Here is a 14,526-nt window from a genome sequence, read left to right as displayed (position 1 = left end):
GCCTCACCGCACGCCGAGGCGCGGACGCCGGCCGAAGCGGCCGACGAACCCGGTCGCGGCCCGAGCGACCCGGGCGTTCCAGTCCCGCATCACCCCGCCATTGAAGATCACCATCGCGGAGATCAGGATGGCGAGGAGGGGCACGGCGTAGACCGCAACGACCGCGCCCTGGCTGCGCGCCGCGGCGCTGGAGGCCGCGAAGCCCCCGATGCGCACCACCACCACCGCGAGGACGGCGCCGGCCACCGCGAGGCCGCGCCCCTGGCGGGTGGTGCGCGGGTCGCCGAGCGCCGCGAAGGCGATGAAGGTGAGCGCCAGCGGGTAGAGCCAGGACGAGAGCCGGTCGTGCAGCTCGGCCCGGAAGCGGCCCTTCTGCTGCTTGTAGTAGGTCTCGCTGGTATCGGGGAACAGCAGCTGCGCCGTGGCGCGCTCGCGCGGCTTGTAGACCAGTTCCGCATCGGGGGGCGTGAAGGCGGCGAGGTCGACGGTGTAGCGCTCGAAGGTGATGATCGAGGCGTCGCGGGACTCCTTCTGCTGCCGGTGGATGCTCCCCTTCTCGAGGGCGAGGTAGCTCTGGCCGCCGTATTCCAGCGCCTGTCCGCGCTCGGCGAGATAGACCACCGACTTGCCGGCCTCGCGCTTGTCCTGGATGAACAGGCCGAGCAGGGCGCCGCCCGGGCCGCGCTCGCGGAAGTGGAAGGTGATGCCGCTGTCGAGGCTGGTGAACTGGCCCTCCTTGACCACGTTCGCGATGAAGTCGCCGCGCACCCGGGTCAGTACGTCGCGCAGTTCCTGGAACGACGACGGCATCACCTGGATCGTCAGGAAGGCCACCGCGAGGCTGACCGCGAGGCCGAGGCTGAGGAAGGGGCGCAGGATCTGCCGCGGCCGCATCCCGGCCGCCGACATCACGATGAGCTCGGAATCCCCGTTGAGCTTGTTCAGGGCGTAGACGACGGCGATGAACAGGGCCACCGGGGCGATCACGGTGATCAGCGTCGGCAGCGACAGGCCGGTGATGAGGAAGAAGATCACCAGGGTCTGGCCCTTGGCGGTGATGAGGTCGAGCTCGCGCAGGGCCTGCGTCACCCAGATCGTGCCGGTCAGGCCGACGAGGCAGGCGAAGAAGGCCCCGAGCGCGATTTTGAAGATGTAGCGCTCGATCTGCGTCATGGGTTCTCGTGGATCGGCGTCTCGCGGATCGCCCCCCGCATCGCCCGGCGAGGCCTCGGCCCCGCCCGTTTCTACCCGTCCCGCCCCCCGGCCGTCGACTCCGATCGGGGCGCGCCGATTCGGGCGCTTTCACGGCCGTCCGGTCGCGTTGCGTTCTGTGCCTCAACAGGTACACAGAAGCGCCGGGGGTGGCACGTCCAATGCCGTGCCGCTCCGCACATCCTGCACGCACCACTTCGAACGCATGGTTCGTTCGAGCCCAATCCTCGGAAAGCTAGCGTCATGGCGGACGGAATCACGATCGCGTTCGGGCCCCTCGGCCCGGTGGGCCAGGGCGACGTCGTCCTCTTCGTCGGCGACGACCTCGCCGTGGCTCCGGCCGTGGCCCAGGCGATCGGCGGCGTGGCCGATCTAGTGGCGCGCGCGGCCGCCAGCGAGCGCTTCAAGGGCAAGTCCCTGTCGGCCCTGGCGCTGCCCGCGCCCGCCGGCCTCGACGCGGACCGCCTCGTGGTGATCGGCCTCGGCTCGGAGAAGGACCGCGCCAAGCTCGATTGGCCGGCGCTCGGCGGCTTCACCGCCAGCAAGGTCTCGGGCCGGAGCGCCCGGGCCGCGCTGATCCTCGCCGGCCTCGACGTCACCGCGGCGAACGCCGCCGACTTCGCCCTCGGGGCCCGCCTGCGCCACTACAGCTTCGACCGCTACAAGACCAAGAAGAAGCCCGAGGGCGAGGAGGCCAAGGGGACCGCGCTGACCCTGATGGTGGCCGATGTCGCCGCCGCCGAGGCCGCGGCGAAGGTTTCGGAGGCAGTCTCCGACGGCGTCATCCTGGCGCGCGAGCTCATCAACGAGCCACCGAACGTCCTCTACCCGGAGGAGTTCGCCCGGCGCGCCGAGGCCCTGACGCAGCTCGGCGTCGAGGTCGAGGTTCTCGGCCCCGGCAAGCTGGAGGCGCTCGGCATGCGCGCCCTCCTGGCCGTGGCGCAGGGCTCGACGAAGGAGGCCCGCGTCGTGGTGATGCGCTGGAACGGCGCCGCCGACCCGGCCGAGGCCCCCCTGGCCTTCATCGGCAAGGGCGTCTGCTTCGATTCCGGCGGCGTCTCGATCAAGTCCGCCGGCGGCATGGAGGACATGAAGGGCGACATGGGGGGCGCCGCCTGCGTCGTCGGCACGATGCACGCGCTCGCCAGCCGCAAGGCGAAGGTGAACGTAGTCGGCGCCATCGGCATCGTCGAGAACATGCCGGACGGCAACGCCATGCGCCCGAGTGACATCATCACCTCGATGTCGGGCCAGACCATCGAGATCATCAACACCGACGCCGAGGGCCGCCTCGTCCTCGCCGACGTGCTCTGGCACATCCAGAGCGCCTACAAGCCGAAGTTCATGATCGACCTCGCGACCCTGACGGGGGCGATCATCGTCGCCCTCGGCCAGGACATCGCCGGGATGTTCTCCAACGACGATGCCCTCTCGGCCAAGATCACCGCGGCCGGCGAGGCGACGGGGGAGGCCGTGTGGCGGATGCCGCTGATCCCGGCCTACGACAAGGCGATCGACTCGAAGTTCGCCGACATGAAGAACTCCGGCGGCCGCCATGGTGGCGCGGCCACGGCGGCGTCCTTCCTGAAGCGCTACGTCAACGACGTGCCGTGGGCGCATCTCGACATCGCCGGCGTGGCGATGTCCTCGTCGGCGAGCGAGATCAACCGGAGCTGGGGTGCGGGCTGGGGCGTGCGCCTGCTCGACCGTCTGGTGCGCGACAACTACGAGGCCTGAGCCGCGTGCTGCCGGCTTTGCTTCCGCTGGCAGCAGCGCTCCTGGCGATCGCGCTCACCTTCGCCACAGGCTTCGACCAACGGGTGGCCCTGCCGCCCGAACTCGACGCCCGCTTCTACGGCTTCTTCCTCGATCGCTACCCGCTCTTCGCGGTGGCGATCGTCTACGGGCTCGCCTGCCTCGCCCTGCGGATCCTGCGACCGGGTCCCGCCGGCTGGTTCCGCCGGCTCATCGGCGGGGCCCTGGCCCTGGCGCTGTTCTTGGCGGCCTGCCTCTATCCCACCTTCGGCGGCGTGGCCCTGCGCCTAGCCTTCGCCAGCGGTGGTACCGCCTTCATCACGCAGCAGCCGATGCCGGCGGCCTACGCCCTCGGATCGGCACTGGCCGCGACGGTGTTCGGGAGCGTCCTGGCGATCGGCGCCCTGCTCATCGGCAACGGTCCTTCCCGCCGATCCCAGTCCCGGCGCTGGCTGCGGGCCGCTGCCGACGTCCTGGTTCGTTGCCTCGCCCTCTGGTTCGCCCTCGCCGTACTCGGCCTCGCCCATACGGCGGGTTTCGGCCTCTGGCCGCGGCGATCGATGACGATCGGGGATGCCCTGTTAGCCTGCTCCCTGGCCGGCATCGCGTTTCTGCCGCACCTGAGTTGCAACGGTCTCACGACGGGGCCGGATCGTCGGCGCCCGTCCCGCGCCGCCGCTTGATCCCGCCGCCGGGATGGCCGAGGATGGTTTAGATGTGAACTAAGGAGGCAGGAAGCCGCCGGGTCGCATCGCAGGGAGGATCGACATGCCCGAAACCCGGAGCGCCGCGCGCCCGTGGCTGTCCGCATATCCGCCGGGCATCCCGGCCGAGCTCGACATCGACGGCCTCGGGACGCTGGTCGACCTGTTCGAGGAGTGCATGACGCGCTCGGCCATGCGGCCCGCGCTGGAGAGCTTCGGCGCCCGCATCTCCTACGCGGCGCTCGGGGCGTCGTCGGAGGCGATCGCCGCGTGGCTGGTGGCGCAGGGCCTGACCAAGGGTGACCGCGTCGCGATCATGATGCCGAACGTCGCGGCCTATCCGGCGGCCATCTTCGGCGTGCTGCTCGCCGGCTGCACCGTCGTCAACGTCAACCCGCTCTACACGCCGCGCGAATTGACGGCGCAGCTGAACGACTCGGGCGCGCGCATCCTCTTCGTCCTCGAGAACTTCGCCCACACGGTGGTGCGCGCCCTGCCGGACCTGACCCTCGACCGCGTGGTCCTGGCCGGACCCGGCGACGGCCTCGGACTGAAGGGGCGCCTGATCACCCTGGCGTCGCGCCATCTGAAGAAGGCGGTTCCGGCCTACCGCTTCCCGAACGGAGTCGCGGTCCGCTTCGACGCGGTGATCCGCGCGGGCACCGGCAAGCCCAAGGTTCGGGTTCCCATCGGGCAGGACGACCTGGCCTTCCTGCAATATACCGGCGGGACCACGGGGGTCGCCAAGGCCGCGATGCTGACCCATCGCAACATCATGGCCAATGTCGAGCAGAGCCGGATCTGGTTCCGCGTCTCGGCCGAAGACGGCGCGGCGCGCGTCATGGTCACGGCGCTGCCGCTGTATCACATCTTCGCCCTGACCTGCTGTTTCTTCTTCTTCATGAAGGTCGGGGGCTGCTGCCTGCTGATCGCCAACCCGCGCGACGCGGACGGCTTCATCAAGACCCTCAAGGGCACGCCCTTCACCCACTTCTCGGGGGTGAACACCCTGTTCAACCTGCTCATCAACCACCCGAAGATCCGCGAGGTCGACTTCTCGAAGCTCGACTTCGTCATCGCCGGCGGCATGGCGGTGCAGGCGGCCGTCGCCGAGAAGTGGAAGGCGATCACCGGTCGCGCCATCGTCGAGGGCTACGGCCTGTCCGAGACCTCCCCGGTGGTCTGCGTCAACCCGCCGGACCTCGCCGCGTGGAGCGGCACCATCGGCTATCCCTTGCCCTCGACCGACGTCTCGATCCGGGGACTCGACGGCCGCGAGGTCGACACCGGCGAGCCCGGCGAACTCTGCGTCCGTGGCCCCCAGGTCATGGCCGGCTACTGGAAGCGCCCGGACGAGACCGCCCGCGCCACCACCGCCGACGGCTACTTCCGCACCGGCGATGTGGCGGTGCTGAACCCCGATGGGCAGGTCCGCATCGTCGACCGGATGAAGGACATGATCCTGGTCTCCGGCTTCAACGTCTACCCGAACGAGATCGAGGACGTGCTCGCGAGCCATCCGGGCGTGCTCGAATGCGCGGTGGTCGGCGCCGTCAACGACGAGACCGGCGAGATGGTCGTCGCGCACGTGGTGCGCAAGGACGGCGCGATGACCACCGACGCCCTGCGGACCTTCGCCCGTTCGCAGCTCACCGGTTACAAGGTCCCCCGCCGGGTCGTCTTCCACGACACCCTGCCCAAGACCAACGTGGGCAAGGTGCTGCGCCGGGCCCTGCGCGACGATCCGCCCCCTCCGTGATTGCGGTCCCACCGTAACCTGCGGCCGCCCATCGACGAAGGGTGACATCGAGACGGCTTGCGCGCTCGCCGCGTCCGGCCAATGTCAGGGCAACAGGCTGGCGTGCCGCGATTCGCGCCGAACGGAGGGAACGACATGCACATCAAACGCACCCATTCTTGGGAGATCCCGGAGCATCTCGCGACGCCGGAGGGCATCTTCCTGGATCGTCGGCGCCTGCTTGGAGGCGCCGCGGGCTTGGCGGCCGCCTCGCTGATCGGGACGGAGAGCGCCCGGGCGGCGTCCGACCCCACCGGCGACCTCTATCCGGCCAAGCGCAACGAGGCCTACACCCTCGACCGCCCGCTGACCCCGGAGAAGTTCAGCGCCGACTACAACAACTTCTACGAATACGGCACCTCGAAGTCGGTGCTCCCGGCCGCCAACGCCCTGAAGACGCGGCCCTGGACGGTGGCCATCGACGGCCTCGTCGAGAAGCCGATGACCCTCGGAATCGACGACCTCATCCGCAAGATGCCGCTGGAGGAGCGCCTCTACCGGCACCGTTGCGTCGAGGCCTGGTCGATGTCGGTGCCCTGGACGGGCTTTCCCCTGGCGAAGCTCGTGGCCCTGGCCAAGCCGACCTCGGGCGCGAAGTACATCCAGATGCAGACCTTCCTCGACCGGTCGATGGCACCGGGACAGAAGTCGTTTCTGTATCCCTGGCCCTACACCGAGGGGCTGACCCTCGAGGAGGCGGGCAACGACCTCGCTTTCGTCGCCACCGGTGTCTACGGCAAGCCGCTCGCCAACCAGTTCGGCGCACCGATCCGCCTCGTGGCGCCGTGGAAGTACGGCTTCAAGTCGGTGAAATCGATCACCAAGATCTCGTTCGTGGCCGAGCGTCCGAAGACCTTCTGGGAAGGGCTGCAATCGGCCGAGTACGGCTTCTGGGCCAATGTCAACCCGGCGGTCTCGCATCCGCGCTGGAGCCAGGCCACGGAACGGGTCCTGGGCAGCGAACAGCGCGTGCCGACCCTGATCTACAACGGCTACGGCGAACAGGTGGCCGGCCTCTACAAGGGGCTGGAGAAGGAGCGCCTGTTCGTCTGACGGGACGCGCGGCGGGGCAGGAGGCTGCCCCGTCCGCTCCGCGAGGCCGGCGCGGGTCCTAGTAGGTCCAGCGCTGGGCCTTGGCGACGAGGAAATCGCGAAAGGCCTGCACGCGGGCGACGGAGCGCATCTCCTCGGCATAGACGAGGTAGCTCTCCATGTGCGGCATCTCGGTCTCGCGCATGACCTGCACCAGGCCCGCCTGACCCTCCGCCGCGTAGTCGGGCAGGATGCCGATGCCGGCGCCGGTGTCGATGGCCTGCTGCAGGGCCGTGATGTTGTTGACCGTGAAATGGATCGTCCGCCGCTCCTGGCCTTCGCGGCCAACGGTGGAGAGCCAGTGCGTCGCAAGCAGGTAGGACGGCTCGTTGCCGCCGAACGAGACCAGGCGGTGATTGTCGAGGTCGGCGATGGATTTCGGCTCGCCGAAGCGCTTCACGTAATCCTGCGACGCGAAGGCGTGATAGTGGACCGTGAACAGGCGCCGCTGGATCAGGTCCGGCTGAGCCGGGCGCCGCATCCGGATCGCCACGTCGGCCTCGCGCATCGCCAGGTCGAGTTCCTCGTTGGTGAGGATGAGCTCGACCCGCACGTCCGGATAGAGGTCGAGGAATTCGGCGACGCGCTGGGCGAGCCAGGCCGTGCCGAGGCCGACCGTGGTGGTCACCTTGAGGTCGCCGGTCGGCCGCTCGCTCGTCTCGACGAGGCGGGCCTTGGTGTTCTCCAGGCGCAGCTTCATGTCGCGCGCGGCGCGGAACAGCAGGTCGCCCTGCTCGGTCAGGATCAGGCCGCGGGCGTGGCGGTGGAACAGTGGCGCCTTCAACTCGCGCTCGAGGGCGCTGATCTGACGGCTGACGGCCGATTGGCTCAGGCCGATGTCGTCGCCCGCGCGCGTGAAGCTGCCGGCCTCCGCCACGTTGAGGAAGATGCGGATCTTGTCCCAGTCCAAGGCGTCCACTCCCGTACGCAACCCGACGCCGGTGACCAGGCCTCCCGTCTCACGGCGTGCGAGGCGGATCTCCGTGCCAGGCCCGATCGACCCGGGCCTTCCGACGCACGCAGCACGTGGAGCGGAGAGATTCGAGTCATGCGGGTGACGCCGACGGCTCATGCCGTCAGCGCTTAGGTTAGTGGGTCGACCTTGCGATTGTCTTGACGCCGTGCGCAAGACGCAGAGCGCCGTCGTCCGCCGGAATCTTCCTATTCTGCGGCGGCTTGCTGGGGTGTTTCGCCGACTTCGAGGGCGGCCAGGTACTTCTCGGCGTCGAGGGCAGCCATGCAGCCCATGCCGGCAGCGGTGATCGCCTGACGGTAGACGTCGTCGGTGACGTCGCCTGCGGCGTAGACGCCGGGGATGGCCGTATGCGTCGTGCCCGGCGCGGTCTCGATGTAGCCGCCGTCGCGCATGGCGAGCTGGCCCTCGAAGATCCCCGTCGCCGGCTGGTGGCCGATGGCGATGAACACGCCATCCGTCCGGCGCTCCGTGATCACGCCCGTGCGCGTGTCCTTGAGCCGGACATGGGTCACCGACGGCGGCTTCTCGCTGCCGCAGATCTCCTCCACCGCGTGATGCCAGACGACCTCGACGTTGGGGTGCTTGAACAGGCGCTCCTGCAGGATGCGCTCGGCCCGGAACTCGCCCCGGCGATGAACCACGATGACCTTGGCGGCGAGGTTGGCGAGATAGAGCGCCTCCTCCACGGCGGTGTTGCCGCCGCCCACCACCACGACCTCCTTGCCGCGGAAGAAGAAGCCGTCACAGGTGGCGCAGGCCGAGACGCCGAAGCCCTGGTACTTGGCTTCCGACGGCAGGCCGAGCCACTTGGCCTGGGCCCCGGTGGCGATGATGACCGCGTCGGCCGAGTAGGTCTCGCCGGAATCGGCTTCCAGCCGGAAGGGACGGACCTGGAAATCGACCTGGGTGATGTACTCGGAGACGATCTTGGTCCCGACATGCTCGGCCTGGGCCCGCATCTGCTCCATCAGCCAGGGACCCTGGATCGCCTCGGCGAAGCCCGGATAGTTCTCGACGTCGGTGGTGATCATGAGCTGGCCGCCGGGCTGGAAGCCCGAGATCATCAGCGGTTCGACCATGGCGCGGGCGGCGTAGATCGCGGCGGTGTAGCCGGCCGGACCGGAGCCGATGATGATGAGTTTGGAATGGGTGTGCGCCATCGCTCTCGTCTCCTTCAGGCCCATCGCGCGCGGTGTTCGGCATAGGCCTTGGCCATCGCGCCTGCGATGACGGGGGTCGCATCCAGGGGCCGGTAGTGCAGTTCCTCCAGGCGGCCGACGAAGGGCTTCAGGGCCCCGGCCATCGCGAGTCCCGCGAAGAGCCGCCTGTGACGGATATAGGTCTTGGGCAGGTCGAACAGCAGGACGGGAGCCCCGGTGCTCACGGCCTCGCCGACCATGTTGGCCGAGTCCGACGTGACGACGATCGAATCGGCGATCGCCAGCATCGGAATATAGGGATTTGGGCTGCCGCCGTCCCAGAAGAAACCACCCTTGGTCGCCACCATGGTCCGCAGGGCCTCCCGCAGGTTCTGCGGCGTGCGTCGCGACACGGTGACCATCAGCGAACAGCCGCCGTCGGTCAGCTTGTCGAGGTCGCGCAGGAGCCGGCGCATGTCCGCCGGGCGATAGCTGAGATGCCGGCTATCGCCGCCGATCAGCACCGCGATACGGGGCCAGGGCAGGGCCGACAGGCGCGGGTCCGGCTGGGCGCGGGCCTTGGCGAGGCGCTCCGGCGTGACCTGATGCGGCGGCGTCAGGGTGGTGAAGACGTTGGGACCGCGCAGGTCGTCGTAATCCGGGACCCAGACGAAGTTCGCCGCATCGTGTCCGATGCGGGGATCCTTCAGGAAGGCCGTGAAGGTGCGGCCCCCGGATGCCGCGCGCACCGCCCGGAGGTACGGGACGGAGCGGCGCCCCGAAGCGATCAGCAGGTCGGGGAGGGGGCCGGACAGGATGCCGCGTGGGTTGCCCGGCTGGTCCCGCGGGTCGGTCGGTCCCCAGGGGGCCATCCAGCCGAAGGGGGGGCGGGGCGCGATCCGACGAACCTCGAATGGCAGGCCGAGGGTCTCGGCCAGGCCGACACACTGGTTCTCGTCGCCTGCCTTACCGTCGGTGACGATCCAGGTCCGGGCCTGCGCGAGTTCGGGAAGCGGCGCAGCGGCGCCGGTGGGGAAGGGCATCGCGGACGCTGCCGACATCAGGTGATCCAGGTCAATCCTCGCGCGGACTCATCCGCCGTGCCGTCCACTCAATCCTGGGGCAGGGCGCGCCGGAGCCAACCCGCGTAGTGTTGGGCGATGGCGGTTACCCGGCGTCGCTCGGAGGCCGGGTCATACCAGGCCCCGCCCGAACTCGACGGCACCGCGGAGAGCTGCGGATGGCGGGCGAGGACCTCGCCCCGACGTCCGATGAGCAGGGCCTCGCCGTCGAGATAATCGCTCTGCGTGCCGCCCCCGAGGCGACCGCGTCCGCCATCGCCGCCGGCGTAGGGATTGATCGAGAGGCCCTTGATCCGCACCAGCAGCACGGGCCCCCGGCCGCCGAGCCGGTCGGCGAATTCGGCCTTCAGGGCGGCGAGCAGATCTTCACGCAGCGCCAGGGCCGGAACGCCGCCGCCAAGCGCGAGCAGGGGTCGGACATCCACGTCAACGCCGGCGAGGCGCTCGCCTCCGAGGCTCGGCAGATCCTTGAGACTCGGCAGGTCCTTGAGACCCGGCAGACCCTCGGCGCGGGCCGATCCGTACAGCGCAACGAGGCCGAGCAGCGGAGCCGCTGCCCGGAGGAGTCCCGACCGCATGCGCGGCTCAGCCGCCGTACTGGACGGCAACGACCTCGTAGGACTTTCCGCCGCCCGGCGTCGTCACCTCGACGGTGTCGCCGACGCCCTTGCCGATCAGCGCGCGGGCGATCGGAGAGGTGATGGAGACCAGGCCGGAACGCACGTCCGCCTCGGGTTCGCCGACGAGCTGGTAGGTCTTCTCTTCCTCGGTGTCCTCGTCGAGGAGCTTCACCGTGGCGCCGAACTTGATCTTCGTACCCGAAAGCTTCGACACGTCGATCACCTCGGCGCGCGAGATCATGCTTTCCAGCTCCAGGACGCGGCCCTCATTGTGGGACTGCGCCTCCTTGGCGGCATGGTACTCGGCATTCTCCGACAGGTCACCGAGGGCGCGGGCCTCGGCGATGGCCTGGATGATCCGCTGGCGCTCCACCTGCTGGCGGTGCTTCAACTCCTCTTCCAACGCTGCGTAACCGCGCACCGTCATCGGAACCTTGTCTATCGTCATCGTCTCGCGCCACAATGAATAAGCCCGGCCAGGAGCATGCCGCTCCTTCCGGGCCAGAGTAAGTTACTCCTGAACCGCCAACAACACGGCTTCCGTTAAACACGGAAGCCGCGCGAGAATTCAGGCCGCGAAGTATTCCTGCAAGGCGCGGACCTTGAGATCGCCTCCGAGATAGGCCTTGATCCCTTCGGCCGCCGCCATCGCTCCTGCAAGAGTGGTGTAGTACGGCACTTTATGCAAGAGGGCCGCGCGCCGGAGGGAGCGCGAGTCCGAGAGCGCGCCGGCACCCTCCGTGGTGTTGAAGACGAGCTGGATATCGCCGTTCTTGATCGAGTCGACGACGTGCGGCCGGCCCTCCAGAACCTTGTTCACCCGCTCCGTCGGGACGCCCTCGTCGGCGAGGTAGCGCTGCGTGCCGCCGGTCGCGACGATCGAGAAGCCGAGTTCCGACAGCAGGCGGATCGCCGGCAGGATGCGCTCCTTGTCGGCGTCGCGCACCGAGACGAAGACCGCGCCGCCCTTCGGCACCAGGGTCCCCGAGCCGAGCTGGCTCTTGGCGAAGGCGACGCCGAAGCTCGAATCGAGGCCGATCACCTCGCCGGTGGACCGCATCTCCGGCCCAAGCAGAACATCGACGCCGGGGAAGCGGGCGAAGGGGAACACCGCTTCCTTGACGGCGATGTGATCCAGAACCTTCGGCTTCAGGTCGAAGCTCGCCAGCGACTCGCCGGCCATCACGCGGGCGGCGATCTTGGCGATCGGGTCGCCGATCACCTTGGCGACGAAGGGCACCGTCCGCGAGGCGCGGGGGTTCACTTCGAGCACGTAGATCGTGCCGTCCTTGATGGCGTACTGGACGTTCATCAGGCCACCGACCTTCAGCGCCAGGGCCATGGCCCGGGTCTGCCGCTCCAGTTCCGCGATGATCTCCGGCGAGAGCGAACGCGAGGGCAGCGAGCAGGCGGAATCGCCCGAGTGGATGCCCGCCTCCTCGATGTGCTCCATGATGCCGGCGATGAAGACGTCCTTGCCGTCGCAGATGGCGTCGACGTCGATCTCGGTGGCATCCGACAGGTAGCGGTCGAACAGGAGCGGGTTCTTGCCCAGCACCGTGTTGATCTGTCCGGTCTTGTCGTTGGGATAGCGCGCCTTGACGTCCGACGGGATCAGGCTCGGCAGGGTGTCGAGGAGGTAGTCGGCGAACTGCGCCTCGTCGCGGATGATCGCCATCGCGCGGCCGCCCAGCACGTAGCTCGGGCGGACCACGAAGGGCAGGCCGAGATCCGAGGCGATGAGCCGGCTCTGCTCCACCGAGTAGGCGATGCCGTTCTTCGGCTGTTTCATGCCGAGCTTGTCGAGGAGCCGCTTGAACTGGTCGCGGTCCTCGGCAAGGTCGATGGCATCCGGCGAGGTGCCGAGGATCGGCACCCCGGCGGCCTCGAGGGCGCGAGCGAGCTTCAGCGGGGTCTGGCCGCCGAACTGGACGATGACGCCGCGCAGCGTTCCGGCCTGGCGCTCGGTCTCGATGATCTCGAGGACATCCTCCTGGGTGAGGGGCTCGAAATAGAGCCGGTCGGAGGTGTCGTAGTCGGTCGAGACCGTCTCCGGGTTGCAGTTGACCATGATGGTCTCGTAGCCGGCCTCGGAGAGCGCGAAGCAGGCATGGCAGCAGCAATAGTCGAACTCGATGCCCTGTCCGATCCGGTTCGGGCCGCCGCCGAGGATGATGATCTTCCTGGCGTCGGTCGGACGCGCCTCGTCCACCACCGTGCCGGCGAAGGGCGCCACGTAGGTCGAGTACATGTAGGCGGTGGGCGCCTGGAACTCGGCGGCGCAGGTGTCGATGCGCTTGAACACCGGGCGTACGCCCAGGGCCCGGCGCGCCGCCCGCACGCTGTCCTCGTCGGTCTTGGCGAGCACGGCGAGGCGCGCATCGGAGAAGCCGGCGGCCTTGAGCTGGCGCAACGCCCCGGGGGTGTTCGGGATGCCGTGGGCCTTGACCCGATTCTCCAGGTCGATGATCGCCTGGAGCTGCTCCAGGAACCACGGGTCGATCTTGCAGGAGGCATAGACCTCCTCGTGGCTCACGCCGAGGCGCAGGGCCTGACCGACTTTCAGGAGGCGATCCGGCGTCGGGGTGCCGAGGGCGGCCTTGATGGCGTTGTGATCGTCGCCCTTGCCCAGGCCTTCGATCTCGATCTCGTCGAGACCGGTGAGCCCGGTCTCCAGGGAGCGCAGGGCCTTCTGGAGCGATTCGGCAAAGCAGCGCCCGATCGCCATCGCTTCCCCCACCGACTTCATGGCGGTGGTGAGGGTCGGCTCGGCGCCGGGGAACTTCTCGAAGGCGAAGCGCGGGATCTTGGTGACGACGTAGTCGATCGAGGGCTCGAACGAGGCCGGGGTCGCACCGCCCGTGATGTCGTTGGCGATCTCGTCGAGGGTGTAGCCGACGGCCAGCTTGGCGGCGACCTTGGCGATCGGGAAGCCGGTGGCCTTCGAGGCGAGCGCCGACGAGCGCGACACCCGCGGATTCATCTCGATGACGATCATCCGGCCCGTGGCCGGGTCGATGGCGAACTGCACGTTCGAGCCGCCCGTCTCGACGCCGATCTCGCGCAGCACCGCCAGGGATGCGTCGCGCATCACCTGGTATTCCTTGTCCGTCAGCGTCAGGGCCGGCGCGACGGTGATGGAATCACCGGTGTGGACGCCCATCGGGTCGATGTTCTCGATGGAGCAGACGATGATGCAGTTGTCGTTCTTATCGCGAACGACCTCCATCTCGTATTCCTTCCAGCCGAGGACGCTCTCCTCGATCAGGACCTCGTTCGTCGGCGAGGCGTCGATGCCGCGCTCGACGATGTCCAGGAATTCCTCGCGATTATAGGCGATGCCGCCGCCGGTCCCGCCCATGGTGAAGGAGGGGCGGATGATCGCCGGCAGGCCGACCTCGGCGAGCGCGATCAGCGCCTGCCCGATGGCGTGCTCGCCGTAGCGCTTGCGGCGCTCGGACTCGCCCCGGTGCCAGGTCTTCTCGAAGGCCACGAGGGCCGCCGCGCGGGCTTCGCCCTCGTTCGCCGCCTCGATGCGGGCGACCTCGGCGAGGTACTTCTGACGATCGGCCTTCTTGGCCGCGGAGGCATTGGCCAGCGCCGATTTCGGCGTCTCCAGGCCGATCTTGGTCATCGCATCGCGGAAGAGGTGACGGTCCTCCGCCTTGTCGATCGCCTCGGTTGTGGCGCCGATCATCTGGACGTCGAACTTCTCCAGCACGCCCATCTTCTTGAGGGACAGCGCGCAGTTCAGCGCCGTCTGGCCGCCCATCGTCGGGAGAAGAGCGAAGCCGCCCGGAATGGCGTGACGCTCCTTCTCGATGATCTTGGCGACGATCTCGGGCGTGATCGGCTCGACATAGGTCGCATCCGCCATATCCGGGTCGGTCATGATCGTGGCCGGATTCGAATTCACCAGCACGATCCGGTAGCCCTCCTCGCGGAGGGCTTTGCAGGCCTGGGTCCCGGAATAATCGAACTCGCAGGCCTGACCGATGACGATCGGCCCCGCACCGATGATCAGGATCGAGGAAATGTCGGTGCGTTTCGGCATCGGGCGCCCTGGCTGCAGGCACGCGCGCCCGGCCATGCGCGGTGCCGGAAGAGCGGCACGGGCCTGGGGGCGCTAGCGGCGTGGATTGTCGTTG

General features: G+C 68.7%; 11 protein-coding genes. 4 read left to right on the top strand and 7 right to left on the bottom strand.

The genetic code is table 11. The annotated features are described in order from the left end of the window. Positions 1 to 3: 3 nt before the first annotated feature. Positions 4 to 1,173 carry an LPS export ABC transporter permease LptF gene (gene lptF, locus CRT23_RS15375; protein WP_103710399.1) on the bottom strand — a complete coding sequence of 390 codons (1,170 nt, stop codon included), beginning with the start codon at positions 1,171 to 1,173 and terminating at the stop codon, positions 4 to 6. 282 nt (positions 1,174 to 1,455) lie between these two features. Between lptF and CRT23_RS15370 the strand changes: the two genes are divergently transcribed. The 4 genes from CRT23_RS15370 (at position 1,456) to msrP (ending at position 6,522) form a co-directional block, all read left to right on the top strand. Then, positions 1,456 to 2,949: a leucyl aminopeptidase gene (locus CRT23_RS15370; RefSeq protein WP_103710398.1), complete on the top strand. Its 1,494-nt coding sequence runs from the start codon at positions 1,456 to 1,458 to the stop codon at positions 2,947 to 2,949. 5 nt (positions 2,950 to 2,954) lie between these two features. Further along, complete coding sequence (locus CRT23_RS15365; protein ID WP_103710397.1) at positions 2,955 to 3,650, top strand: hypothetical protein; 696 nt, start codon at positions 2,955 to 2,957, stop codon at positions 3,648 to 3,650. An 85-nt stretch (positions 3,651 to 3,735) separates the two neighbouring features. Further along, positions 3,736 to 5,430 carry an AMP-binding protein gene (locus tag CRT23_RS15360; RefSeq protein ID WP_103710396.1) on the top strand — a complete coding sequence of 565 codons (1,695 nt, stop codon included), beginning with the start codon at positions 3,736 to 3,738 and terminating at the stop codon, positions 5,428 to 5,430. A gap of 135 nt (positions 5,431 to 5,565) precedes the next feature. Continuing rightward, positions 5,566 to 6,522 (top strand): protein-methionine-sulfoxide reductase catalytic subunit MsrP, encoded by a 957-nt coding sequence (gene msrP / locus CRT23_RS15355; protein WP_103710395.1) that lies wholly within the window; start codon positions 5,566 to 5,568, stop codon positions 6,520 to 6,522. 58 nt (positions 6,523 to 6,580) lie between these two features. On the opposite strand, the gene CRT23_RS15350 is transcribed toward msrP, so the two are convergent. The 6 genes from CRT23_RS15350 to carB all read right to left on the bottom strand — a co-directional run bounded on the left by CRT23_RS15350 (position 6,581) and on the right by carB (position 14,432). Beyond that, positions 6,581 to 7,471 (bottom strand): LysR family transcriptional regulator, encoded by an 891-nt coding sequence (locus CRT23_RS15350; protein WP_055956592.1) that lies wholly within the window; start codon positions 7,469 to 7,471, stop codon positions 6,581 to 6,583. 251 nt (positions 7,472 to 7,722) lie between these two features. Next, the gene (gene trxB / locus CRT23_RS15345) at positions 7,723 to 8,697 is read right to left on the bottom strand and encodes a thioredoxin-disulfide reductase (protein ID WP_103710459.1); all 975 of its coding nucleotides are present in this window, start codon (positions 8,695 to 8,697) and stop codon (positions 7,723 to 7,725) included. A 14-nt stretch (positions 8,698 to 8,711) separates the two neighbouring features. Next, positions 8,712 to 9,737 carry a mitochondrial fission ELM1 family protein gene (locus CRT23_RS15340; RefSeq protein ID WP_103710394.1) on the bottom strand — a complete coding sequence of 342 codons (1,026 nt, stop codon included), beginning with the start codon at positions 9,735 to 9,737 and terminating at the stop codon, positions 8,712 to 8,714. Between the two features lie 50 nt (positions 9,738 to 9,787). Next, positions 9,788 to 10,336: a hypothetical protein gene (locus CRT23_RS15335; protein ID WP_103710393.1), complete on the bottom strand. Its 549-nt coding sequence runs from the start codon at positions 10,334 to 10,336 to the stop codon at positions 9,788 to 9,790. 7 nt (positions 10,337 to 10,343) lie between these two features. Then, positions 10,344 to 10,820 carry a transcription elongation factor GreA gene (gene greA / locus CRT23_RS15330; protein WP_181017364.1) on the bottom strand — a complete coding sequence of 159 codons (477 nt, stop codon included), beginning with the start codon at positions 10,818 to 10,820 and terminating at the stop codon, positions 10,344 to 10,346. A 126-nt stretch (positions 10,821 to 10,946) separates the two neighbouring features. Beyond that, positions 10,947 to 14,432, bottom strand: a complete 3,486-nt coding sequence (gene carB, locus CRT23_RS15325) for a carbamoyl-phosphate synthase large subunit (protein WP_103710392.1) — start codon at positions 14,430 to 14,432, stop codon at positions 10,947 to 10,949. Positions 14,433 to 14,526 lie beyond the last annotated feature (94 nt).

Origin of the sequence: Methylobacterium sp. V23 (assembly GCF_002917135.1) — a bacterium.
Lineage (GTDB): Bacteria > Pseudomonadota > Alphaproteobacteria > Rhizobiales > Beijerinckiaceae > Methylobacterium.
The sequence above is the reverse complement of the archived record's forward strand: the minus strand, read 5'-3'. Positions and strand labels throughout refer to the sequence as shown.

Coding starts and splice junctions, on each gene's coding strand:
- lptF (WP_103710399.1), bottom strand. CDS start 1,173: ATGACGCAGATCGAGCGCTACATCTTCAAAATCGCGCTCGGGGCCTTC.
- CRT23_RS15370 (WP_103710398.1), top strand. CDS start 1,456: ATGGCGGACGGAATCACGATCGCGTTCGGGCCCCTCGGCCCGGTGGGC.
- CRT23_RS15360 (WP_103710396.1), top strand. CDS start 3,736: ATGCCCGAAACCCGGAGCGCCGCGCGCCCGTGGCTGTCCGCATATCCG.
- msrP (WP_103710395.1), top strand. CDS start 5,566: ATGCACATCAAACGCACCCATTCTTGGGAGATCCCGGAGCATCTCGCG.
- trxB (WP_103710459.1), bottom strand. CDS start 8,697: ATGGCGCACACCCATTCCAAACTCATCATCATCGGCTCCGGTCCGGCC.
- CRT23_RS15340 (WP_103710394.1), bottom strand. CDS start 9,737: ATGTCGGCAGCGTCCGCGATGCCCTTCCCCACCGGCGCCGCTGCGCCG.
- CRT23_RS15335 (WP_103710393.1), bottom strand. CDS start 10,336: ATGCGGTCGGGACTCCTCCGGGCAGCGGCTCCGCTGCTCGGCCTCGTT.
- carB (WP_103710392.1), bottom strand. CDS start 14,432: ATGCCGAAACGCACCGACATTTCCTCGATCCTGATCATCGGTGCGGGG.